The sequence below is a fragment of the Bartonella refiksaydamii genome, assembly GCF_902652675.1.
In the GTDB taxonomy this organism is placed as follows: domain Bacteria; phylum Pseudomonadota; class Alphaproteobacteria; order Rhizobiales; family Rhizobiaceae; genus Bartonella; species Bartonella refiksaydamii.
Genome location: NZ_LR736295.1, coordinates 1 through 26,244, shown reverse-complemented (window position 1 = coordinate 26,244; position 26,244 = coordinate 1). Strand labels below are relative to the sequence as shown.

Below are 26,244 nucleotides of genomic sequence, written 5' to 3'. Positions count from 1 at the left end.
ACCGTAGAATCCTACTCAAATCAACTCTACATCAACAACACCCTGCACCAATTTCATAGCACTCGCTACATATGCATTAACCTTGTATCGCTTTGGAAGCATAATTTCGACTTCCCGTAATCCATCCTGTTGAATGAGAATAAGCCCCACTTCACCATTACCACTAGGATTCAAATTTTGTTCAATTTGCGGCAACATATCAACTGTTTTTATAAAGAGACGCATCATTTTATGATGCTGCAACACCTCCTGTTCCAAAGATTGAACTGTTTCAAGTCGCAAACTAATACCCTCAGAGCGATTTTCTGCACCCACAGTAATGATAAAAGATTTTCCAAGTTCTAGTATCTCCTCATAATTTGAAAGCCCCTCGGAAAAGAGAATTGTTTCATACTGCCCACTCGTATCAGAAAAATGAATAATCCCCATTTTCTTCCCAGATTTTGTTTTGCGCACTTGTTTTGCCACGACAGTTCCAGCAAGCCTAGCAGCAGTTGCCCCTCCTTTAACAGCATTGGCAAAATTAGCCCAAGTTTGTACACGCTTTTTAACAAGCATAGCCCGATACTCATCCAAAGGATGAGCAGAAAAGTAAAAACCTATTGCTTGAAATTCTCGATAAAGTTTTTCATCCAGTAACCAAGGAGATGCTTGCGATAAAATTAAGGACTCTTTTAACCCACCCGTCATTCTAAATATATCAATTTGCCCACTAGAATTATTATCAAGAATACGAAGTCCGTATGCATGAAGAGTTCCAAGATTCGCCAACAAAATCTCACGTGCAATATTAAAGCAATCAAACGCACCAGCACAAACCAAACTTTCCATCGCACGCTTATTAACAATACGAGGATCAATACGCTCACAAAAATCTTCTAGATCCTTAAAAAGTTTATTTCCACGACAAGCTACAATATGATCAACTACCGCTTCTCCAACACCTTTAATAGCAGCAAGAGAATAATAAATACAATTATCACCAACCTCAAAAACACGATGTGATGTTTGCACACAAGGTGCAATAACTTTAATACCCAATCTTAATGCCTCACGCCGAAAATCATTTAACTTATCCGTATTCGCCATATCACACGTCATTGAAGAAGCTAAAAACTCAACGGGATGATGTGCTTTCATATAAGCTGTTTGGTAAGAAACAATCGCGTAAGCAGCGGCATGCGACTTATTAAAACCGTAATCTGCGAATTTTGCTAAAAGATCAAAAATAATATCAGCCTGATCCTTATCAACACCACCAGCAACAGCCCCATTCACAAAACGTGTACGCTGTTTTTGCATTTCTTTGTGAATCTTTTTACCCATAGCGCGACGTAATAAATCCGCTTCCCCAAGTGAATAACCAGCAAGCACCTGAGCAATCTGCATCACCTGCTCCTGATAGACAATAACACCTTGTGTTTCTTTAATCAGATGATCTATTTTAGGATGAATAGAAGCGATTTCCTCTTCCCCGTGTTTGCGTGCATTATAGGTTGGAATATTCTCCATCGGACCAGGGCGATAAAGCGCTACAAGAGCAATAATATCTTCAATACGATCTGGCTTCATCCCAATCAGCGCCTTGCGCATCCCAGAACTTTCCACCTGAAATACACCAACCGTTTCACCACGTGCCATCATAGCATAGGTCGCTTCATCATTCAGGGGGATATTCGACAAATCTATTTTGATACCCTTTCGAGCAACAAAATCTACTGCCATTTTCAAAACAGTGAGCGTTTTCAACCCTAGGAAATCAAACTTTACCAACCCAGCTTGTTCAACATATTTCATATTAAATTGTGTAACAGGCATATCGGAACGAGGGTCACGATACATCGGAACAAGCTCTGAGAGTGGTCGATCACCTATAACAATCCCTGCTGCATGGGTCGATGCATGACGATAAAGCCCCTCTAACTGAAGTGCTATATCTAATGTGCGTGCAACGACAGGATCCTTTTTCTTTTCTTCCTCAAATTTTGGTTCATCCTTGATAGCATCAGCCAATTCAACCTGACTTCCAGGCGTAGCAGGAACTAATTTCGTAAGATAATCCACTTGACGATAAGGCACTTCTAAAACACGTCCAACGTCACGTAGCACCGCACGCGCTTGTAATTTACCAAACGTAATAATTTGAGCAACTTGATCACGCCCATATTTTTTTTGAACATAATGAATAACTTCTTCGCGTCGCTCCTGACAAAAATCTATATCAAAATCCGGCATAGAAACACGATCTGGATTAAGGAAACGTTCAAAGAGAAGAGAAAAACGCAATGGATCAATATCAGTGATAGTCAATGCATAAGCAACAAGCGAACCAGCACCAGAACCACGCCCTGGACCAACAGAGATACCATTGGACTTCGCCCATTTTATGAAATCTGAAACGATAAGAAAATAGCCAGAAAATTGCATACGTGTAATAACTGAAATTTCATAATCAAGTCGCTGCTCGTAATCTGCAATCGTATATCCTTCAGCCAATCCAATTGTTTCAAGCCTCATTTTTAAACCAGCTTTAGCTTGATTTAACAATTCACTATCTTCTATCTCTAAAGTAAAATTTGAATCAACAGATTGCTCTATAAAACGAGGCAAAATCGGTTTGTGAGTCTGCGTAGCAGCATGGCAACGTAATGCAATTTCAACGCTGTTTTCCAAAGCTTCAGGAAGATCAGAAAACAACGAAACCATTTCATCTTGTGACTTTAAATAATGCTCCGGCGTCACACGTTTACGTTCTAGATTAGAGACAATTTGGCCTTCCGCAACCGCCATCAGCGCATCATGCGCTTCATATCCTTGCCTATTCAGAAAAAAAGCCTCATTGGTAGCAACAAGAGGAATTTCATGTGTATAAGCCAACTCAATAAGTGCAGCCTCTATTTTTCGGTTATAGGCGCCATGTCGCTGTAATTCCACATAAAGACGATCACCAAAAATTTTTTTTAAATAAATTAAACGTTCAACAGCACGTTCTTTTTTACCTTCGACCAAAGAAAAATTAATAGGTCCTCCCTTGCCACCTGTTAAAGCGATTATTCCTTCATTGTGTGACAACAGCCAATCGATTTTGATATGAGGAGGATCAGTATCACACTTATCAAGATAAGCACGACTAACGAGACGAACCAAATGCGCATAACCACTTTCGCTAGCAGCTAAGAAAACAAGAGAGCAAAAATCAGGAGAAGAGCGCCCTTTAACAAATGGCAGATTATTATTTTCATCACCAAAATCAACTGCAAGCTGACAACCAATAATAGGTTGGATCCCATGCAAAAAACAATGTTGAGAAAACTCCAAAGCACCAAACAAATTATTAGTATCAGTAATAGCAACCGCTGGTGTATGATCTGAAATCGCATGCTGAATAATTTGTGGGATTTTTAAAGCTCCTTCGAGCAGTGAGTAAGCAGAATGTACCCTTAAATGAATAAAACGAGGGAGAGATTTTTTTTTATCTCGTATTTTACTTTTATCTTCCACCACTCTCACAATTTCCCACTACAAAATAAATACCAGATCTCAACCTTTACCTGTATTATAATAGAAAAAACTATATAATTTATCGTACCTTTCAATCTATTAAATTTATTATCCCCCGCATATTGATGCGCATTCCTGTCCTATTGCTATTTATAAAAGACCTTCATCAAGAAAATATCTTTATTCACAGTAAATAAGGAACAAATTATATAGAGTATTACACATATTAACTTAACACTCTTTTTTGCACTATTTTTATTTTATGCATTCTTTAAGTATTTACTTTTCTACTAAAACTCAAAGTGTAAATAAAGCAATTTCTCTTCTATGACTTATCCCCAAAAAGCTCTTTTAAAGCACTAGAAAAAACAAAAAGAGCAGGCTAAATTTTCTTATGCCTCCAAGCCTTATTACCCCTCTTTTTAATTCTATCCGTACCCTTTCTGGGGTAACACCTAAAGTATATAGCTTACTTGCCAAAGTCTTAAACATTAACCCTATGCAACGTGATCCTACCCTTATTGATCTTCTTCAATTAATGCCCTATTCCGTTATAGACCGTAGAATACGTCCCGACATTGCTTGTGCACAAGAAGGAGTCACCATTACTCTCGAAATTGTTATCGATCAGCATCAACCGCCCCCAATTGGCCGTAACCGATTACCCTATAAGGTCGTTGCACATGATCCAACAGGGAAAATAAATTTAGTCTTTTTTCATGCTCAACCTTCTTGGCTAAAAAAACAACTACCGGAAGGAAAAAAAGTTATTGTATCAGGTAAAGCTGAGCGGTTTAATGGACAACTCTCAATGGTGCATCCAGATTATATAACACCAAGCGAACAATCAAATCAAATGCCGCTGATTGAACCTATTTATCCCTCTACTGCGGAGTTATCAGCAAAAACACTAAGACGTGCAATACAAAACGCCCTCGATTATATTCCTCCCTTACCAGAATGGATAGAGGAAAGTGTAAAAAAACAACAAAACTTTTCTTCTTTTTCTGTTGCTTTACGCCGCATCCATACCCCCATCAATCCCGATGATCTAACCTTAGAAAGTCTAGCACGTAAACGTCTTGCCTATGATGAACTTCTCGCTAGCCAATTAGCTCTTGGACTTGTACGCTTGAAGACTAAATCTTTTTCAGGTGCTTCTCGTCCATCAACAGAAATATACACTAAAAAATTACTGCAAACCCTGCCATTTCAACTTACGAATGGACAAAGAGAGGCAATAAAAGATATTGCTAATGATCTCGCTTCACAAGAACCAATGTTAAGACTTCTCCAAGGTGATGTAGGAGCAGGAAAAACTGTTGTTGCGCTAATAGCGATGACGCAGATTGCTGAAAATGCAGGACAGTCGGCATTAATGGCTCCAACAGAAGTTCTTGCCCGCCAGCATTTTGCTACAATTGCACCTCTTGCCGAAAAGGTTGGATTAAAAACAGTTCTCTTAACAGGACGAGAAAAAGGAAAATTGCGTACAAATATCTTGAACGATATTTTATCAGGCCAAGCTTCTATTATTATCGGAACCCATGCTCTTATACAAGATACCGTCATTTACAATAATCTTGCTTTGGCCATTATCGATGAACAACATCGTTTTGGTGTGCATCAACGTCTTGCCCTCACAGCAAAAGGCTATAAACCTGATATGCTGGTTATGACTGCCACTCCGATTCCACGCACATTAGTTCTAACCGCTTTTGGTGACATGGATGTTTCCAAAATTACCGAAAAACCGATGGGACGCCAACCAATTACAACAGCAACGCTTTCTTTGAAACGTATTGATGAACTCATAGAACGAGTTGCCATTGCATTAGAAAAAGGAGAAAAACTCTATTGGATCTGTCCGTTAGTGGAAGAATCAAAAAACCTTAAGCTCACTTCAATTGAGTCCCGTTTTGCTATTCTCCAAGAGCGTTTTGGAGCACATGTTGGTATGATACATGGAAAAATGTCAACAGATGAAAAAGAAGCAGCTATGGCATCCTTTAAATGCGGAAATATAGGTATTTTAGTTGCAACTACAGTCATTGAAGTAGGAGTGGATATTCCGGATGCTTCAATCATCGTTATCGAACATGCCGAACATTTTGGACTTTCACAACTACACCAATTGCGTGGACGTGTAGGACGAGGAGAAAAAAAATCTTCCTGTATTTTGCTTTATAAAGATCCACTAACAAAAATGGCCGCAAAACGCCTTAATATTATACGCAATACAGAAGATGGTTTTAAAATTGCTGAAGAAGACTGGCGTTTACGAGGAGAAGGAGAGCTTTTAGGAACGCGACAATCTGGTATGCCTGAGTTTCATATAGCAAACCTTGCGGTCCATAGCGATCTTCTGTTAATGGCAAGAAGAGATGCACGTTTATTTCTGCAACGTGATCCTAACTTTTCTTCAGAACAAGGGAAAGCTTTACGCTTGCTCCTCTATCTTTTTGGGCGCGACGACGCTACACGTCTGTTACGAGCAGGATAACAATAAAAAAAGCAATCAAATAAAATTAAGATCCTTAGGTGAATTTTATTCAACAGTAACTGATTTTGCTAAATTACGGGGTTGATCAACATCTGTTCCTAATAAAACAGCTGTATGGTAAGCGATTAACTGAATAGGTAAAGCATAAATAATAGGCGCAATAAATTCTGAAACATCTGGCAAAACAATAGTTGATAATGTATCAAAATGCACTGCTTCTGCCCCTCGTTTATCGGTTATCAAAATAATACGACCATTGCGCGCTGCCACTTCTTGTATGTTAGAAAAAGTCTTTTCAAGCCACCGATCATAAGGCGCTACAACAATCACTGGTATTGTCTCATCCACCAATGCGATAGGCCCATGTTTTAACTCACCTGCCGCATAACCCTCGGCATGAATATAAGAAAGCTCCTTCAGTTTAAGCGCTCCCTCCAATGCAATTGGATAAGAGGTCCCTCGCCCGAGATAAAGAACACTTTTTACGTTTACTAAATTACGACAAATCCCTTCAATCTTGTTATCTAGTTTTAAAACCTCTTTTAAAATCCGAGGAATTTCTGCCAATTGTTGGACAAACTGACGTTCTTCCGTCTCAGAAAGATACCCACGTTGTTTAGCAGCATTAAGCGCCAACACAGCAAGCGTTGCCAATTGACAGGTAAACGCTTTTGTCGAGGCAACACCTATTTCCGGCCCAGCGAGTGTTGGTAAAACAAAATCAGCTTCCCTTGCTATTGTCGATTGCTCAACATTCACAATTGTTGCTGTCTTCACACCATGCTCGCTACAATAACGCAACGAAGCCAATGTATCGGCTGTTTCACCAGATTGAGAAACAAACATTGATAACACATCGGATGTCATGGGTGGTTCACGATAACGAAACTCCGAAGCAACATCATTATCAACACTTAAAGCAGCAAATCTCTCAAACCAATAGCGTGCAACTAAAGTCGAATAATAAGCCGTTCCACAACTTGCAAAGAGTATTCGATTAATATTTTTCCAATCAATCAAATTCTCAAGTGGGCGAACCGTGCAATTTCCAAGATCAAGATAATGTGCCAAATTACAAGAGATCACTTCAGGTTGTTCAAACATTTCCTTGTGCATAAAATGACGGTGATTCCCCTTAGAAACCAATAAAGCTCCTTCAAGCAATGTTGTAAAAGGACGTTTTACCTGTTTGTTGTTGGCATCGTAAATTGTTACACCTTCCCGTGTCAAAACAGCCAAATCCCCATTTTTCATATAGCTAATACGATTCACGAATGGAGCCAAAGCAATAGCGTCTGATCCGACAAAAAAATCATCTTTTCCGTAGCCAATTGCTAGCGGCGGACCAGAACAAGCAGCAATCATAAGATTGTTTTCACCTGCAAAAATAAGAGCAAGAGCAAAAGAACCTTGCAACCTTTTCCAACTCGTGCGCACTGCATCTTGGGGAGAAAGACCATTTTTTAATGCGCGCGTAATTAAATGTGCAATAACCTCTGTATCCGTTTCTGTTTCAAAAATATAACCATCCTCAACGAGTTCTCGTTGCAATTCTACAAAGTTTTCAATAATTCCATTATGAACAATCGCAAGTCGTTCAGTTACATGAGGATGAGCATTCCGCTCTACCGCGACTCCGTGCGTAGCCCAACGCGTATGACCAATCCCTAAATTTCCTTTTAGAGGTATTTTTTTTAATTTTTCTTCTAAATGAATGAGCTTCCCCTCAGCACGCATACGATAAAGACGCCCTTCATGCACTGTCGCTATGCCAGATGAATCATACCCCCTATACTCAAGGCGCTTCAAACCATCAATCAAAGAGGATGTAACACATCTATTTCCAAGAATTCCGATAATTCCGCACATTAAAAAGCTCCAATTCACATCCTAGATTTATATATCCCATAAAACATTCAATAACTTTTCATTCAAAACATTAAGATATCAGATAAACCAAATATAGAGTAAGGCAATACTTAAAAATAAGTTGCCTACGCAATTATTAGGTCAACATAACGCGAGGAAATAAACTAAAAATGATCACTTTTTCTTTTCATGTCCTGATAAACGTGCACGAAATTTTGTTGCATAATTTTCTTTTATCACTTGTCGCGCACGCCCCAAAGCCATACTATTTGTGGGAACATTTTCAGTGATAACACTTCCTGAAGCAATATAAGAACCACTTCCTATCATCAATGGAGAAACAAGTGCTGAATTAGATCCAATAAAAGCATGGTCACCAATTGTAATTTTATATTTGTGAAATCCATCATAATTACAAGTGATAGTACCAGCTCCAATATTGGTATGTGCACCAATTTCCGCATCACCAATATAGCTTAAATGATTAATTTTAGAGGACACTCCTATCTTCGCCTTTTTGATTTCACAAAAATTTCCAATCTTTACTGAGGATGCTAACTCTGTTCCAGGACGCAAACGCGCATAAGGTCCGATCCGCGCATTCATACCAACAACAGCGCCCTCCAAATAACTAAATGCATAAATAACTGCACCAGATTGTACTTTTACTCCAGGACCAAAATAAACATTTGGCTCAATCACTACTCCTGGTTGAATCTCTGTATCATAAGAAAAATAAACACTTTCCGGTTTAAGAATGGTAACACCAGACAACATTAAATCGCGCGCCTTACGTTTTTGCCATAAAGAATCAGCTTCAAAAAGCTCAAAACAATTATTAATTCCTACAACATTATCAAAAGGTACTTCAACAACACGAACATCCAGCCCTTCATGGGCTGCAATAGATACAATATCTGTCAGGTAATATTCTCTCTTCATGTTATCATTACGAACCCTCTCTAACAGAGAAAGCGCATGCTTTCCCTGAAGAGCAAATATGCCACCATTACAAAAAGAGATCTTTTTTTCTTCATCGTTAGCATCTTTTTCTTCTACAATCGCGATAAGTTTCCCATTCTTCTCAAGAAGGCGACCATAACCCGTTGGATCTGGAGCATGGAAACCAGCAACAACAACATCTGCTCCATCAGCAAGTTGCGCACGGATTTGTAGCAATGAATCTTTCTCAATTAAAGGAGTATCTCCAAAAACAATAAGAATATCATCAACCTCTTTTTGCAAAGCTAAACGTGCAGAAAGAACAGCATGCGCAGTTCCAAAACGTTCTTGTTGTTCAAAAATCATTGCATTTTTTACAAATGATTGAACAGTTTCCATAACATCTTTAGCACCAAACCCTACAACGACTGCTAATTGTGAAATGCCTACCAATTCTATTTGTTTTATGACATGGCATATAAGAGGCAGTCCAGCAATTTTATGAAGCACTTTAGGAAGAGACGACTTCATACGCGTCCCCTCACCTGCTGCAAGAATAATAGAAAGACAATTTCTAACCATAAAACCACATAAAACTAACGAGAAAATCCAAAAAAATGCACAATATCATGCCAACGAACGCCTTCAATATCATTCAACGAAGGATAATGTTCCAAAAGCCAAAATGAAAACCCCTGCATAGAGCCTGTCAAAAACAAAACACCCGTAACAACCAAAAAAATCCCAATAATTTTTTCAACTTTTCCTAAATGAATACGAAAAGCTCCTAAAAATTTCATAAAACTGCTTGAAAATAAAGCCGCTAGAACAAAAGGCACACCAAGACCTAACGCATAAATCCCTAAAAGGACAGCCCCCTCGCCTACAGTTTCTTTTGTTCCAGCAAGAGTTATGACAGGTCCTAAAATCGGCCCAATACACGGTGTCCAACCAAATGCAAAAGCTAAACCAATAACGTAAGCTCCTAAAGGCCCAGCAGGTATATTGCGTGTTTGAAAACGCGCTTCACGAAACAAAAAAGCAATCTTAAAAAGTCCCCAAAAATTTAAACCCAAAATAATAATGGTAACACCAGCAGCAAACGCAAACCAATCACGATAATAACCAACGAACCTACCAATTGTACTTGCACTAGCACCTAAAACAACAAAAACGGTTGTAAAACCTAGCACAAAAGCAATAACAGAAGATAAAAGTGCCCGCCGTACAAACACTTCTCCCTCATGCTTTTCTGAACAAAAATCGTTAATAACAATCCCTGCCATATAGCACAAATAAGGAGGAACTAACGGCAAAACACATGGTGATAAAAAAGATAACGCACCAGCAAAAAATACACCAACTGTTGAAATTTCTACAACCAAATCTCTATCCGTTTCCCATTACCAGTCATATCGATGAACAATTATCAATCCATTCCTTCATCAATTTGTTGCATACTTTTTGCATCCGCCACCACACTTATATCTTCATCGTGGCCAGAGACAACTGAAAAAACTTTTTGATAAATTTTATCTTTATTTTTAGCAATCGCAATATACTCGCCCTCCGCTAACACAAGCGAAACATAAGCACCAACTGTTTCGTAAATAATATCACCAGAATCATTCGTAATAGACCAACTTGTATCTGCAAGCGCTTCCGCTCCTTCTTGCCGTACCAACTTTAAAACGATTTGAGCTGCTTGATGTTCAAGAATAACTTCTGTAATTTTACCCGCATCCACTTGGATATCTGAACGAACAATAGCATTAATGGAACCATAATGGGAAGCAACATGATAGCGACCTGCTTTCAAACGCACAATTGACTGAGGTTTAACATTTGATAAAATTACGCCAGTATCATCATTTTCTTTTTCATCCTCATAGATAGTGAAACGGAGCTCCTTTTCATTGATTGTGCCATTCAATAGTGTAGTATTTAAAATAACCCCCCCAGCATCAAGGTTAAAATTTTTAACAAGACTTTGCCCACTTTCTAAATTTACATAATCCACCGCACCCACGTGACCAAATGAGAGATGAACAAGATAACTCCCTGGTTCTAAATCAAAACGCGCGCTCCCTCCTTCATAAGTTGCAATCAGCGGTAATTTATCATCAACCCCTAAGATAGGAGCATAAATCCGCCATACGAGCCCTTTCACAATATCTTCATTGCTATTTTTTAATCGAGCATGCAATATGAGGCTAGACTGAGAAACTAAATCCTCTTTTTCGTGATCTTGAGGTTTTAAAATAATATTTGTTGATTGTTTTTGTGAATAATATTGCTCTTTTCCCTCTTCTGAAAATACACAATCGTTAAAGAACAATAAGACAAGCGTTACACATAACCACAAACACCGACCTAATATTTTCGTAAGAGTGCCCATTTTTGCATTGTCTACCAAAGTAATAATCTTTTCAAGAATCAATATCACAAAACCGCTATTCTAAATTGAAAAACTCACACCGCAACCGCATGATGAAACAACATTGGGATTATGAATTTGAAAAGACTGTCCCATAAGATCGTCAACAAAATCAATTTCAGCTCCTTCTATGAAGGGAAGTGATAGTGAATCAATAAAGACAACCGCCCCATCTTTTTTTAAAATGAGATCATCTTCGCCCACTTCAGAAACCAAATTGTATTTATAAGAAAAACCCGAACACCCACCACCTTCAACAGAAATACGTAATCCTATTTTATCGGGTTCACTCAAAAGTATCTGTGCAATCCGTTTGGCAGCAACATCTGAAATATTCACACCCATTTTATATATCCTTGCATTAAACTATCAAGAAAGAGTATCCCAAACTCAAGAGAAGTTTACTAAGTATAAACCAATCCTAATTTAGGATGAGAATGGACAGCTTGCAATGGATATAAACAATATCAATTTCAATTACCAATCTCGAGCGGTCTATAGTACTAACCCGCAAACAAGCCGTGGTAGATTATTCCATGAAACTATGAATACTATGCGATCACCTTTTCAACGAGACAGAGATCGTATTATTCATTCTAATGCATTTCGGCGCCTTAAACATAAAACTCAAGTATTTATTGCTGATGAAAGCGACCATTATCGTACGCGACTGACGCATTCAATAGAGGTTTCTCAAATTGCACGAACATTAGCCCGCGCACTCTGTCTTGATGAAGACCTTGCCGAAGCCATTGCTCTTGTTCACGACTTTGGGCATACGCCTTTCGGCCACGCAGGAGAAGATGCCCTTAATGAAGCAATGGCACCTTATGGCGGTTTTGACCATAATGCACAAGCGTTACGCATTGTCACAAAGCTGGAACAGCGTTATGCAAATTTTGATGGACTTAACCTTACTTGGGAAACACTCGAAGGACTTGTAAAGCACAATGGTCCTCTTCTAGGTCCTTATGCAAACAGCAAAGATGTTCCAATCGATATTCTACAATACAATGCAAAGCAGGATCTTGAGCTCGACTGTTTTGCTGGACTAGAAGCACAATGTGCTGCTATTGCTGATGATATTGCTTACAATGCGCATGATATCGATGATGGTTTACGTTCGCAATTTTTAACACTCGATCAGTTCGAACATATCTCACTGACAGCAGCATTATTAAAAGATATAACGGACGAACACCCACAGCTCGATCAAAATCGGCGCGGTTACACACTTGTACGAAGACAGATAACAACCATGGTTGAAGATGTTATCAAACAATCACAAGAAAACTTAACGCGCCTCAAACCAACAAGCATCAGGGATATTCACCAAGCAAAACAAACCATTATTACCTTTTCGCCCACAATGACCGTTTACGAAAAAGAACTAAAGGATTTTCTGTTTAAAAATCTTTATTACCATGATCAAGTCCTCAATCGTCGCAATGCGGCAAAATGCATTGTACAAAAATTATTCGACTGTTATTATGAAAATCCGAATACAATGCCTGAAAGTTGGTGCAGCAAAACAGCTCACTTGACAAATCAGGAGTTGGCACGTCTTATTGCTGACTTTCTATCAGGTATGACCGATCACTATGCTCTACGCGAATATCACCGTTTATTTGACCATACAGGTAATTTCATTTAATTGCTTTTGAATACCATGATGGAAGTTGAATATGAATGTCTTTAAAAACTTCGAGAAAAAAATTAAAAAATCTCTTAAACTATCTGATATGAAAGGAAAAAATGGAGGAGATTTAGATTTATCAAAAATCACTGTTGATCCCCCACGTGATTCTTCACACGGACATTTATCAACAAATGCTGCTATGGTGCTTGCAAAGTCTATTGGACTTAGCCCTCGTATACTTGCAGAGAAGATCGTAGAACTTCTTAAAAATGATCCTTCTATCGATTGTATTGATGTTGCCGGCCCTGGTTTTATCAACATCAAACTTACAAAATCATTTTGGCAAGATGCAATAAAATCCATGCTTGAATTAGGTGTCTCTTACGGTCGTATGCCAATGGGACAGGGAAAACGCATCAATGTTGAGTATGTATCAGCAAATCCGACAGGACCGATGCATGTGGGGCATTGCCGAGGTGCCGTTGTTGGAGATGTTCTTTGCAATTTGCTGCAATTTGTCGGCTATAACATTACAAAAGAATATTACATCAATGATGCTGGTAAACAAATTGAAGTACTCGCCCACTCCGTACTGTTGCGTTACCGCGAAGCTCTTGGACAAAAAATTAATGAAATTCCAGACGGACTCTATCCTGGTGAATATCTGATCCCATTGGGACAATCGCTTGTTCAAGAATTTGGTGATCAATTACTCACTATGGATAAAGATGAATCTTTAGCTATCGTGAAAGAGCGTGCTATTCATGCGATGATGTTAATGATTCGCGAAGATTTGGCTACTCTTAATATTTATCATGATATCTTTTTTTCTGAGCGTATGCTTTATGCAGATAATGCGCGGGCTATTCGTAATACAATTAATGACCTTACTTTAAATGGTTATATTTACAAAGGAAAGCTTCCACCACCAAAAGGACAAAATACAGAAGACTGGGAACCAAGCGAACAAACTTTGTTCCGTTCAACGGATGTTGGAGATGATCAAGACCGTGTTTTAGTTAAATCTGACGGTTCTTATACTTATTTTGCTGCTGATGTTGCTTATTTTCGTGATAAATTCAATCGTCATTTTGATGAAATGATTTATATTTTAGGTGCAGATCATGCTGGTTATGTAAAGCGGCTAGAAGCGATGGCAAAAGCGATTTCTGGCGATAAAGCCAAATTGAGCGTTTTCTTATGTCAATTAGTAAGGCTCTTTCGCAACAATCAACCTGTGCGTATGTCAAAAAGAGCAGGATCATTTGTCACCTTGCGTGATGTTGTGGAAGAAGTAGGCTGTGATTCTGTGCGTTTTATGATGCTATACCGTAAATGTGAAGCACCTCTTGATTTTGATTTTGAGAAAGTAACAGAACAATCAAAAGATAACCCTATTTTTTATGTGCAATATGCCAGTGCACGTTGTCACTCAATCTTTCGTCAAGCACAAGAAGTCCTTCATATTAAAAATTTTTCAAAAGAGACCATGATCCTCCACCTTAACAGATTAACAGATGATAATGAAATATCCCTAATACGCAAACTTGCTGAATATCCACGCATCATTGAACAAGCTGTAATTCATAAAGAACCACATCGATTAGCGTTTTATCTCTATGACCTTGCTTCCAATTTTCATGCTCATTGGAATAAAGGAAGTGATAATCTCTACTTACGCTTTATTCAGCCTGATGATACAGAACTATCACTTGCCAGACTGGGATTGATACAAGCTATCATGAATATTTTATCATCAGGGCTTACAATTATAGGAATAGAAGCATCAACAGAAATGCGTTGAAAAAGTTCTCTAAATACATAAAATAAGTACCTTATTAATAAACTTTTTCATATATCCCTGTCATAGGAGGGAGGGAATTTATAATTTTAAGATAATAATAAATCAAAATTAACCATTTATTGCACGCAAATGCAAATCATTATGTGAGAAAAGCTATGAGCGATAACAATCGCAAGAATCCACGCGAAATAAAAAAAGATCATGAACACCATGATCCTTTAGAGAGGCTTACGCGAATTTTTAATCCGTACAAACAGAGCAAAGACCAAAACGATCAATCTTCTCTACAAACTGATCGATCAGTACCTCATCCTCCTAAAACTTCATATCATGATGACAATTTTGATTTATCCTTTCTAGAGGCAGAACTTGAAAATAGTTTAACGCATGACTTGCCCTTTGATGATCAAAAAAAGCAACAGAATTTACACACAAGCAGCAATGAACTAACTTCAAATATTGCTCGAACTACTTCTTTTAACTATCCAGAACAAAATAGCTTTTTGTCTGAAGGAGTACATTCTTTACCTATAAGTCACGATGAAGAAAAAATTTTAGATTCGCTTTCCCCATTACCTATTCAAAAGAATCAATCACCTCAAAATAGTGCTACACCAATTAGCAGGGACCCTTTTTTTGAAGAAAGTGATTTTAGTACCCAATCAGAAAATCTCTTTTTTGATGAAGCTGATAAACGCAATAATAAAGGCGTTACTACAGAACCCGCTGAACAATCCGACCATTTTTCACAAACAGCCTCACAACAAGCGAATATCCCTCACATACAACGAAATTATGACGATAATAACAACTTCTACGATGCTCCTGTAAATCATCCGTATAAAGTTTCAGCTAATCAACAGAATTGGGTTAACGAACATTATACTGACGTCTCTTTTCCTTCTACGGATACAAATATGTCTTTCTCATCTTCTGATATTATTTCAGAGAGACAAAACACAGCAAGAAATGAAACAACAAGTGATATTCCATCATCTTTAGATTCAGCGCACATCGACAAGCAGTTTGATTCAAAAAGCTTTTCGCAAAGAGTTTATACTCCTGATTATCCACAGTTTTACGAAGAAAAATTTTCAGAACAAAAAATTGATGCTGCAGAAATTTTAGAATACCGTGACGCTCAAGCCCAATACGTCAATAATGCTGAAAACATCTCTGATCAAAACAATTTAAATAGCATGTCCCCCTCATCGGAAATCCTTAGTACGACACAAAAGAATAGTTTTTTTTCTCATAACTACACACATAGAGATACTCCCCCTCCGAATGTCGATACTTATAAATTTGCAGAGGAAATCGTAGAAAAAACTGGACCAATTATGGTTCCTGAAGTTCCGTATGAAGCCCCAGAATATGATGTACCGACAGATAATTTAAAAGAAGAATTTGCTGATGTATTCAATGTAGGAAATATCCCAGAAGAAGATTTTCCCCAACAACAGCAAAATGAAATCTTCAATGAAATCTTTCATCAAACCATGCAAAATCGAAGAGAAGGTGCATATACAAATTCCCAAGATCAAAATGCTAACTATTTCCCCGCCGGCAGTATGGGATATGATTCCTCCTCTTGTCCTGAAGATTCGTTATACAAAGGTAAAAATAAAATCCCCACTCATGCGTCAACCACCCCTCCATTAAAAAGTTTTATTGTTAGTAAAGCTCTTACCAAAAGTGTCGTTCTTCTTATCTTAATAGCAATTGGTTTTGCCGGTTATTCCTATTTTTTTATACCACCACAAAAAAATGAAAGCACCCCCATTATCCATGCTGACAATACGCCTTTCAAATTCAAACATGAAACAACGGAAACGAAGAATGATGTTACACATAATTTAGATATTTATAAACAAACAACTGGAGAAAATGAAAAACAAGAAAACATACAACAATCTCTTATTGATAATTCTGAACGACCTGAAAAGTTAGCAGAATTAAACCAACAAGAATCTACAAATTTTTCATCCTCTTCTCTCGATGAATCTGACGTTGAAGATGCAGTGACAGAAGCCATCAATCACACCATTCCAACGCGAGAAGTTCAAACTGTTGTTGTAAACCAAGACGGTACAGTTGTACTGGCGCCAATGCATCATACAGAAAGTAAAAATTCTGATGAATCAGAAGAAACAACTGATCAAACTATTGTAGACCAACTTCAAGACACTCCCCTTGTTTCTTCACATGATTCTGATATAGACAACAAAAAAATAGAAGATCATCTCACGAATGATATCGATAGAATAATAGCTGAAAACACTTCTACCTCTAGTATTAAAGGAAAAGTTATACCACTTCCTTCGTATGCAGAGAGAAACTCAGAACCACAAACACATACTGCTTCTAGCCCAACATCACCAAGCCAAGTAGCCACACAAAATTCAGAAAGTTATTACGTACAACTTGCATCCCAACCAACCCAAGCACTGGCTAGAGATTCTTTGAAAAACATGAAGTCCAGATTTGGATTCCTTATCGGCACTCGTCCTTTAAATATTCATTCTGCTCTCATACCAGGGAAAGGAATCTATTATCGTGTACGTATTCAAACGCAAAATCGGAATGATGCCATAAGCCTTTGTGAAAACATAAAAAATTCTGGAGGAAGCTGCTTCATCACACGCTAAATAAATAATGCGACGGCTTTAACAACCGCTGCACTATTTATTGTGATCCTCTTATTGTGATCCTCATTAATTAACTCATCGATTACCTTCAGGAGTTAAAATCTTATTATATTTCTCTAGCTCATACATTTGGAATAATTTCACTCCTTGATCCATGCTAGGTTAGATTCTTTCTTCTGAAGAACTTTGTTCATGAGATAAAGGCGAGCTCGTGCCTTTATAGGTATAAGGTACTGGAGATGTTGGATTTAAATCTTTCCTCGGACTTGTTATCATTTGATTTGATTCTGTAGTATTATAGTGAGAGATATGCTCAGGAGATTTTTCAAAAAAAGATCCTAAAAAGCCAAAAATGAACCAGATAATAACGACTCCAAGAAGAATAGCAAGAATACCTCTACCAATCGAATTACGCTGTTCACGATCTTTCTTTTCTGCAGCTGTACGTTCCCCGTATGTGTGGTAATTTCTATCAATCATAGTAAGTTCCTTTTCTCAATGCCCCTACCTTTAAGCTATAAGATATGCATACAAAATTATTCAGACACTTATCTTGAAAAACGATAACTATGTATAAAGGTTCCAGATTACGTGATAAAATTGAGAAGAAGAATTATGAAAACAGAAACAAAAATATCTCTTAATAGCTTTTCCTTTTATTTCCATAATAAGATCATTGACATAAATGACTCGCTAGTAATAAAGTCTTAATAAACGTATCTCATTATTTTTTATAATGAAAAAAATACGTAGAAATAGAGCACATCCCAAAAGGTTTTACTTATGAAATCTCTTACATCATCGCTTCCGTTTAAAATAGAAAAACACCCATCACCTCTGTCAGACGGAAACCGTGAAGAAATTCTAAAAAGTCCTGGTTTTGGTCAATTTTTTACAGATCACATGTGTACCATCCAGTGGTCTGAAGCCAAAGGTTGGCATAACGCTGTTATTTCTCCATACAAACCTTTAGAGATTAACCCAGCAAGTACTGTTTTGCATTATGGGCAGGAAATTTTTGAGGGTTTAAAAGCATATCGTGCAAAAGATGGACGCATTTTGTTATTCCGCCCTGATGCCAATGCACAACGTTTTATAGAATCGGCGAAGCGTTTAGCTATGCCGGAATTACCACAGGATATCTTTTTGGAGGCAGTCAACCAATTGGTAAAAGTTGATCAAAAATGGGTTTCTGATCTTCCAAATGCAAGCCTTTACATACGCCCTTTCATGTTTGGCAATGAAAATTTTTTGGGAGTTCGCCCTTCTAAAGAATATATTTTCTGTATAATAGCATCTCCTGTTGGATCATATTTTAAAGGAGAAGAAAAATCTGTTAGCGTATGGATCGAAACAGATTATAGCCGTGCCGGTCTAGGGGGCACGGGCGCTGCCAAATGTGGTGGAAACTATGCAGCAGGCTTACTTGCACAAAACAGTGCAACACAAAATAATTGTAGCCAAGTGCTTTTCCTTGATATGGTCGAACATAAGTGGATTGAAGAACTCGGCGGCATGAATGTTTGCTTTATTATGGCAAATAATACACTTGTAACACCTGCACTCAATGGTACTATCCTTCCAGGAATAACACGTCATTCAATTTTACAGTTAGCACAACAAATAGGGTTAACGATAGAAGAGCGTCTTTATTCTTTTGAATCGCTCAAGGAAGATGCACAAAGTGGTCACCTTAAAGAAGTTTTTGCCTGTGGTACAGCAGCCGTTATTACATCAATTGGCCGTTTCAAATACAAAGGTGGCGAATTAATCATCGGAAATGAAATGATTGGTGAGGTCACAAAAAGACTTCGCACACAACTGGTTGACCTTCAAAAAGGCAATATAGAAGATAAAAATGGCTGGGTGCACTCTGTCCAACTCTCATAACAATAAAAGATATTTTTAAACCATAATCAATGTTTCCATGAAGGCATCTCTTAAAATTTTTATAAAAGCGGACTCTCTAAAAACGGTATTTCTTTTATTTCTTAAGTAATGACAAGGGAAAAAAGCGCTAATCAAATTTTGAATAATCCCTGTGCTGTGCTTTAATATTACGAATTGTACCAGTATGTGAACGCATCACGAGAGTCTCCGTCTGAATATAACGAGGAGTAAATTTAACACCAGAAAGCATATTGCCATCCGTTACACCCGTTGCAGAAAACAACACATCACCCTTTGCCATTTCTTCCATTGTATAAACTTTATTGGGATTATCTATCCCCATTTTAATTGCACGTGCAATTTTTTCTTCTGTATCAAGCTGCAAACGCCCTTGCATCTGTCCACCAATACAGCGTAAGGCTGCAGCCGCTAGTACACCCTCTGGTGCTCCACCAATCCCCATGTAGATATCAATACCCGTTTCATCTGGATGGGTCGTATCAATAACAGCTGCAACATCTCCATCACCAATTAAACGAATTGATGCCCCCGTTTTTCGCACTTCATTAATTAGTTTTTCATGGCGAGGCCGATCCATAATACAAACAGTTACCTGATTAACAGTAACTCCTTTAGCTTTTGCAAGAGCATGAATATTATCCGTAGGAGAGGTATCTATATCAACTATCCCCTTCGGATAACCAGAACCAATAGCAATTTTTTCCATATAAACATCAGGAGCATAAAGTAAATTCCCCTTTTCAGCAATTGCAACTACTGCTAGGGAATTAGCAAGATTTTTAGCACAAATTGTGGTCCCCTCAAGTGGATCAAGTGCAATATCAATTGCCAGTCCATTTTGAAGACCCACTTTTTCTCCAATATAAAGCATAGGAGCTTCATCGCGCTCACCTTCGCCAATCACCACTGTACCATCTATGGGTAACCGATTAAGCTCGCGACGCATAGCATCTACAGCAGCTTGATCAGCAGCCTTTTCATCACCACGCCCGCGCCAGCGTGCAGCTGCAACAGCAGCGCGTTCAGTTACACGTACCAATTCAAGTGTTAGAATACGATCAAGTCCATTTAAAATCTTCTGGGTTGTGGGCATATAAAAATCCTACCGAATGAGCACTAACGAAAAACGCTCGTATTTATTACTAAGCAATAAGAAAAAAGCTTTTGGCAAAGATAAGAACTTTCCACAAGAAAAAAAACACTCAAGCTTCTCCCTTTGCCATTATAAATCAAATTATCAATTTTACGCCATAGGTTCGATACGAATAAACTGAGATTTTGCAATAAGATGACCATCTTTTTCAATTGCGGCAAGTGCTTGTCGTACATTCACTTCCGTTGTTTCATGCGTTATTAAAATGATTGTTTTTACAATCTGACTCTCTACAAAAGACCTTTGAACAATCGACTCTAATGAAATATGATTATCAGCCATATGTCTTGCAACTGCCGCAAAAACACCAGCACGATCATGAACATTTAAACGAATAAAATAACCACCTGCATGTTGAGAAATACGTGCTTTTTTATGAGGAAAAAGCCCCGATGCAGGACTTCTTAAAACAGGTGCATATTGAAAACCAGGACGTGCTTTTGCTATGTCAGCCAAATCACCAATAACCGCTGATGCTGTTGCTTCTCCTCCAGCACCGGGACCAGAAAACAGTAATTCACCTAATAGATCACTTTGAATAGAAAGAGCATTTGTTACACCATGAATCTGCGCAATCATTGATGATGTCGGTACCATTGTCGGATGAACACGTTGCTCGATTCCAGAATCGGTTTCTAATGCAACCCCTAAAAGCTTAATCCGATAACCCAATTCATCAGCGGCACGGATATCAATCTGCGAAATATTGCTAATTCCCTCAACATAAACGTCATCTAATGAAACCTCCGTTCCAAATGCCAAACTTGTCAATAAAGCTAATTTATGAGCGGTATCATGGCCTCCAATATCAAAAGTGGGATCAGCTTCAGCATAACCAAGTTTCTGCGCATCTGCTAAACAATCTTTAAAGGAAAGACCTTCAGTAAACATGCGTGTTAATATATAATTGCAAGTTCCATTGAGAATGCCATAAATCCGCGATATACGATTAGCGACAAGCGATTCCCTCATCGCTTTAATGATAGGAATTCCCCCAGCAACAGCAGCTTCAAAATGAAGAAAAATGCCTTTTTTTTCTGCACTTAAAGCAAACTCCACCCCATGTCGAGCGAGAAGCGCTTTATTAGCAGTAACCACATGATGTCCGACCTCAAGCGCCTTTTTAACAGCTTCATATACGACATCTAATTCACCACCAATTAATTCAATAAAAACATCAATCTCATCAGAAGCAGCCATATCTACAGGTGAATCAAACCATTTCACACCACTCAAATCAATTCCACGATTACGACCCTGATCACGCGCACTAACAGCAGCAATTTCGATTGGTCGTCCACATTGGTAAGCCAAATCACTAGCTTTTTCGCGTAGAATTCTAATAACAGAAGTACCAACCGTACCAAGACCGGCAATGCCAACTTTTAAAGCTTCTGCCATTATCTAACCGCTCATCCCTATCTTCTGAAAAATACTTACAAAACGCACAAATCAACGCAGATGATGCTTACAACTAAGTACAATCTAGAGAAATCTCCAACTCTCTTCAATTTAATTTTTCCTTTAATACAACAACACAGCTCATTCAATCCCCCCTAAAAATACAAATGTTTATCTCTTTCAAAGGATATTAGCCTTCATAAAAATACTTCTTCAGATACTAAAGATGGCTAATAAACACACTAAAAATTTTCAATTACAAACGACACATTGCTTTTTATACATCTTTCAAACAATAGCAACATACAGAAATATTATTTTGTAAACGTTCGCAACGATAACTTTTATGAAAATAGAAGTGCACCATAATCTCATCAAGACTTTATATGCATTAAAAACTATCAATCATCCATTTCCAATAAAAAAACTTATCTACTCTCCTAACATTAAAGATGTTTCACATATAAACTAAATTATTGCAGATTCTTTCTGTGAGAACTTTCAAAATTTACAGATCTGATTGTCATCAACAAATTATAAGGATAGCTTTATTTTTAGCAGAAACAAAAAAATCAAAAAACAATCAACAAATGGCTATTGAAGATTTTGTAGAGTGTACGCAAAAATACCTCCTCCAATTTAACACATATTGAACAAACAACACTCTTACATATGAAAAATTAAGAGAACAGAACAAACTGGATGAGCAAAGGATATCATATCTCTTTCTAGCGTTGCACAGCTTAAACTATATTAAAAATATCTTTTCTTTAATCCAAAAGCCTTAATATCCTATATATCTAAGTGAAACTTTACACCAAAGCAGAAATCAGAAAATATGGTTTGTACACAACTCAACTCTAGAACGTTACGCGGAATAGCATAACAATAACATTTACAAATCCAAAATTTCAGATCACCTTATCGTCAACACCTTGAAAATATTTGCGCACTCCAGTTAGATGCACCTGCATCGTTTCTCCACATGTATAACAGTTTTTTTAAAAAACGTGTCAGATATGTAAAAATAAGCGGTAAACTTTCACTTTTTCTAAAAATTTCTCATTCAACCACATAAAAATGAAAATGAAAAAAAGCGATAATTAACTTCCCTTCTGCTTTTGATGTGATGCAATATTTTTTTCATTTTACGGTGCGCACTTTTTCCATTCTATCAAATGAAATGAATCTACAATCTATAATGTAAAGACAGCTTTTGCATGATTCGTATCATCTTTTAGCTTATCAAGGAGTATTTATCGTTCTATTTTAAAAAAACTGCTCTGTAGCAGCTTATAGTTTTACCCAAAACTTTAGAAGACCTCTTTCTTTCATAGAAGATCTTGGAAAAAATGAAGTACCAAACAAACCTCTCAAAAAAAACAATTAAAATGATACAAAAGCTCCGATCCATTTAAAATGCTGCTTTTATCATTTTTACTTATTCCTCAAAACGGTAAGCATAAAAAATATCATCCGACTATTATGATTAACATAGAAACTTTTTTATCAACCATTATAATTATTCTCTATATTTTCAACTCTAGAAAATAAAACAATCTCGACCAAAATACCATAAACACACTCGAAAATAATTCAATAAAACGCGTTTTTTTCAAAAAAATTACGCAGAGGGCTTGCGAAGTAAACAGATCCTCTCTATAAGCCTCATCATTGGTTTGCGCCCATCGTCTAGCGGTTAGGACGCCGCCCTTTCACGGCGGAAACAGGGGTTCGATTCCCCTTGGGCGTACCATGTTACTTTTTATTACAAATAACTCATTGATTTTACTTATTCTTTTTTAAGGTGCGGGATGTAGATAAAAATTCTGGAATAGGATTTCCCGATATGCTTCTACAAAGCTCATTTTTTTACCAACTTTTTCTAATGTTTTTTTAATTTTTCTAAGTCCTCTTGTAGAAAACTATTCAATGATCTTGCAAACATGCCAACAGTTTCACTACTCAACGAGTTAAATGGCTTGATTGTAAAATGCTTACGACAAATATCCGCCTATCTTCTCAAAAGTTCTTCCGCTTCTTGATCTAAAGAGTAGATTTCAATAATCTTTTCCTCTCTTCCTACCGGCGAACAAGTCTCTTTCCTGCCAATCTCTACAGAAGATAAAAACGGTACAGATATGCTTAATTTCTCAGCTATATCGGAAAGGCATTCTGAATAATCAATGTGAAGTTTACGTAAGGTTTTACCAAAGGGTGTTCTAAATCCTATTAGAAGAATAAATATACATTGTGACTCTAACAAAAATTTTTAGATTTTGGTTAGTCATTTTTTTCAACGTGTGGAGATATTATCCACTACCTCTATACAAAAATCGTTATCAAACATATATAATATCCATTACGGTAAGGAATTATTAATTTTTTATCAGGAATAATGCATTTAATATCATCATAAAATTTAGATATTGCAATGAGATATATAAATTAAGAATATATTAGTGTACTCATGCTTGTCAAGCTTAATGCTATAATTGGCGATCTTTTTCCAAAAACGAATATCGTTACAGTTCTTAAAGAATCTATTGTTAACTCTGTACAAGCTCATGCAGCAAAAATTGATGTTTTATTCCAACTTTATAGCAATGCAAATTTGTGGAACAATCAACCAGTTTTTTCTATGAGCGTTTTTGATAATGGAGATGGGTTTACAAAAGACAATATCAAATCTTTCTCTAGCCATAAAAGTGATTATAAAATTCAAGAAGGATGTAAAGGTGTTGGACGCATTACTTACTTGAAAATCTTCAAATTTCACTGAATTTCATGCTACAGTTTACACAAGATTCTTTCAACGAAGAAAATGGCAGACAAGACAAATGGTGGACTACACATTTATATCTTGAAAACCCTTATAAAAAAATCGATTAGATATAAACCTAGTTCATAACGAAATTTATTATCATCTACTTCCTTTACTTTTTTACAAAAAGAAAAAAATATTCAAATTAACTTTTATGTACATAATATAGAAAATTTAAAAGATTTAAATAAAGTAAGGAACATAAAAAATTTAGAAGCTGTAGAAATCTTAGAGAAAAGAACACAAATTCTAATACTAAAATAGAAGCTTTCTATTGTGCTAATAATCATACTGTTCTACCTTTTTCAGAATTTATACATATCAATCCAATAAACAATGTGATGATGATATTTTTATTGGAATCGCCTATTTTTGATAAGTATGTTAATAATGAACAGAATGATTTTGAGATTAATAAAAAAAATCCTGACTTAGAAACCCAACTGACTTGGGAGAATATTAATCAAAAACTAGAGATAATTTTAGATGAAATAATTAATATCCGATTTCCAGAAATTAAAGAAAAAAAGAGTGCTCTTTTCCCAAAAGATGCTGAAGAATATCCTTGAGTTAGTAAACTTCCTAGACACAAAAGATGTAATTGGGGGCGTCTTCAAAGAAGATTCATTTATTGAAAACGCCGAAAAAAAATATTCAAAAAGAAAACTAGCATTCAGAAAAACTCTTCGTGAAGGCAAAGGAATGCCAGAAGAAAATTTACAAAAAGCACAAAACTTTGCTAGTCTAGAATTAACTCAATACATCCAATTCCGAGATAATATTCTGAATGAGTTCTCTAAATTATTAACACCTACAACCCTAGAAAAAGAAATTCATAATTTATTTATCCCACAACAATGCACTGCTGATAAAGCCTTACCCTTACCACTGAAAAATAATAATTTGTGGATACTTGATGACAACTTAATGAGCTACAGCTATTTACAAAGTGAGAAGAGAATAAAGAAATTTATTTCAGAGGTTAAGTTACTTTTACCCGCTTCTGAGAAAGATAGTAAGGAATTACGGAGTCGACCCGATATAGCTTTGTATTTTGATTCTGATAACAGAAACCGTGCTGTTTTAATAGAGTTTAAAAGTCCCACAGCAGATTACAAAAATTCTGGCGTTTCTCAATTAATGTATTATGCTCAAACTCTTCAAAGAGCTGGTGTTACAGAGATGTATCTCTATCTCATTGCTGAAGTAGATGATCCTTACGAAAAAGTATTACTTATTACAAATAATTTTACTAAAGTTTTTTCTCCAGAAGGAAAATATTATCGGTGTTATTGGTCTGAATTCAATGCTTGCGTACAAGTTATGTCTCTACGTACTATTTTGAGTAACGCAAAATTACGAAATAACACTTTTATGGATATTATTAAAAAGGATTTGTTACACCATCGATCAAAGCAAGCCAGTCAAGTATTCTGTTCTTCAATTCTTTGAAAACCACTGTTTTAAATGTGAGAAGATATTGTCTAGTGCGTCCATAATGCGTGCAAAATCGATAATGAACATAAAGACAATGAATGCTAACCACTTCATGAAGCATGACATCATCTTTAAGCCTTGATAGGTCTCAATCATCTCGTGAAGCAGCTGTTGT

At 36.9% G+C, this 26,244-nt stretch carries 17 protein-coding genes, 1 tRNA gene and 1 pseudogene; 9 read left to right on the top strand and 10 right to left on the bottom strand.

Annotated elements, in window-relative coordinates; translation table 11 throughout:
- Positions 1-15 precede the first annotated feature (15 nt).
- Positions 16-3,504 carry a DNA polymerase III subunit alpha gene (gene dnaE / locus GQO39_RS03805; protein ID WP_156851015.1) on the bottom strand — a complete coding sequence of 1,163 codons (3,489 nt, stop codon included), beginning with the start codon at positions 3,502-3,504 and terminating at the stop codon, positions 16-18.
- A gap of 391 nt (positions 3,505-3,895) precedes the next feature.
- On the opposite strand from dnaE, the gene recG reads away from it, so the two are divergent.
- A complete protein-coding gene (gene recG / locus GQO39_RS03800) occupies positions 3,896-6,004 on the top strand; it encodes an ATP-dependent DNA helicase RecG (protein ID WP_156851014.1) in 2,109 nt (702 codons plus the stop codon).
- Between the two features lie 45 nt (positions 6,005-6,049).
- Here the strand turns inward: recG and glmS are convergent, their stop codons facing one another.
- The 5 genes from glmS to GQO39_RS03775 form a co-directional block, all read right to left on the bottom strand.
- The gene (gene glmS / locus GQO39_RS03795; RefSeq protein ID WP_156851013.1) at positions 6,050-7,873 is read right to left on the bottom strand and encodes a glutamine--fructose-6-phosphate transaminase (isomerizing); all 1,824 of its coding nucleotides are present in this window, start codon (positions 7,871-7,873) and stop codon (positions 6,050-6,052) included.
- A 174-nt stretch (positions 7,874-8,047) separates the two neighbouring features.
- Positions 8,048-9,397, bottom strand: coding sequence for a bifunctional UDP-N-acetylglucosamine diphosphorylase/glucosamine-1-phosphate N-acetyltransferase GlmU (glmU, locus tag GQO39_RS03790; RefSeq protein ID WP_156851012.1), 1,350 nt, complete (start codon positions 9,395-9,397; stop codon positions 8,048-8,050).
- 14 nt (positions 9,398-9,411) lie between these two features.
- Positions 9,412-10,200, bottom strand: a complete 789-nt coding sequence (locus GQO39_RS03785; RefSeq protein WP_156851011.1) for a cytochrome c biogenesis CcdA family protein — start codon at positions 10,198-10,200, stop codon at positions 9,412-9,414.
- Positions 10,201-10,244: 44 nt separating this feature from the next.
- Complete coding sequence (locus GQO39_RS03780) at positions 10,245-11,261, bottom strand: RgsD C-terminal domain-containing protein (protein ID WP_246668514.1); 1,017 nt, start codon at positions 11,259-11,261, stop codon at positions 10,245-10,247.
- A 12-nt stretch (positions 11,262-11,273) separates the two neighbouring features.
- On the bottom strand, positions 11,274-11,597 hold the full coding sequence (locus GQO39_RS03775) for a HesB/IscA family protein (RefSeq protein ID WP_007553811.1): 324 nt from the start codon (positions 11,595-11,597) through the stop codon (positions 11,274-11,276).
- Between the two features lie 106 nt (positions 11,598-11,703).
- On the opposite strand from GQO39_RS03775, the gene GQO39_RS03770 reads away from it, so the two are divergent.
- From GQO39_RS03770 to GQO39_RS03760, 3 genes are all read left to right on the top strand, one after another.
- Positions 11,704-12,906, top strand: coding sequence for a deoxyguanosinetriphosphate triphosphohydrolase (locus GQO39_RS03770; RefSeq protein WP_156851010.1), 1,203 nt, complete (start codon positions 11,704-11,706; stop codon positions 12,904-12,906).
- Between the two features lie 31 nt (positions 12,907-12,937).
- The gene (gene argS, locus GQO39_RS03765; protein ID WP_156851009.1) at positions 12,938-14,695 is read left to right on the top strand and encodes an arginine--tRNA ligase; all 1,758 of its coding nucleotides are present in this window, start codon (positions 12,938-12,940) and stop codon (positions 14,693-14,695) included.
- 155 nt (positions 14,696-14,850) lie between these two features.
- A complete protein-coding gene (locus GQO39_RS03760) occupies positions 14,851-17,343 on the top strand; it encodes an SPOR domain-containing protein (RefSeq protein ID WP_156851008.1) in 2,493 nt (830 codons plus the stop codon).
- A 162-nt stretch (positions 17,344-17,505) separates the two neighbouring features.
- Here GQO39_RS03760 and GQO39_RS03755 read toward each other — a convergent pair whose 3' ends face one another.
- Positions 17,506-17,823, bottom strand: a complete 318-nt coding sequence (locus GQO39_RS03755; RefSeq protein ID WP_156851007.1) for a hypothetical protein — start codon at positions 17,821-17,823, stop codon at positions 17,506-17,508.
- Between the two features lie 303 nt (positions 17,824-18,126).
- On the opposite strand from GQO39_RS03755, the gene GQO39_RS03750 reads away from it, so the two are divergent.
- Entirely contained in the window at positions 18,127-19,233 is a 1,107-nt protein-coding gene (locus GQO39_RS03750; protein WP_156851006.1) for a branched-chain amino acid aminotransferase, read from the top strand.
- Between the two features lie 127 nt (positions 19,234-19,360).
- Here the strand turns inward: GQO39_RS03750 and glpX are convergent, their stop codons facing one another.
- Together glpX and GQO39_RS03740 are read right to left on the bottom strand one after the other, a co-directional pair.
- On the bottom strand, positions 19,361-20,347 hold the full coding sequence (gene glpX / locus GQO39_RS03745) for a class II fructose-bisphosphatase (RefSeq protein ID WP_156851005.1): 987 nt from the start codon (positions 20,345-20,347) through the stop codon (positions 19,361-19,363).
- 150 nt (positions 20,348-20,497) lie between these two features.
- Complete coding sequence (locus GQO39_RS03740; protein ID WP_156851004.1) at positions 20,498-21,808, bottom strand: homoserine dehydrogenase; 1,311 nt, start codon at positions 21,806-21,808, stop codon at positions 20,498-20,500.
- A gap of 1,681 nt (positions 21,809-23,489) precedes the next feature.
- Between GQO39_RS03740 and GQO39_RS03735 the strand changes: the two genes are divergently transcribed.
- Positions 23,490-23,564 (top strand) — tRNA-Glu (locus tag GQO39_RS03735).
- A 46-nt stretch (positions 23,565-23,610) separates the two neighbouring features.
- Here GQO39_RS03735 and GQO39_RS09485 read toward each other — a convergent pair.
- Positions 23,611-23,969, bottom strand: a pseudogene (locus GQO39_RS09485) (XRE family transcriptional regulator).
- A 309-nt stretch (positions 23,970-24,278) separates the two neighbouring features.
- Between GQO39_RS09485 and GQO39_RS03730 the strand changes: the two are divergent.
- The 3 genes from GQO39_RS03730 (at position 24,279) to GQO39_RS03720 (ending at position 26,084) form a co-directional block, all read left to right on the top strand.
- Entirely contained in the window at positions 24,279-24,590 is a 312-nt protein-coding gene (locus tag GQO39_RS03730; protein ID WP_156851003.1) for an ATP-binding protein, read from the top strand.
- Positions 24,591-24,988: 398 nt separating this feature from the next.
- Complete coding sequence (locus tag GQO39_RS03725) at positions 24,989-25,201, top strand: hypothetical protein (RefSeq protein WP_210349159.1); 213 nt, start codon at positions 24,989-24,991, stop codon at positions 25,199-25,201.
- Positions 25,182-26,084 (top strand): hypothetical protein, encoded by a 903-nt coding sequence (locus GQO39_RS03720; protein ID WP_156851001.1) that lies wholly within the window; start codon positions 25,182-25,184, stop codon positions 26,082-26,084. The genes GQO39_RS03725 and GQO39_RS03720 overlap by 20 nt, the downstream gene beginning before the upstream one ends.
- Positions 26,085-26,244 lie beyond the last annotated feature (160 nt).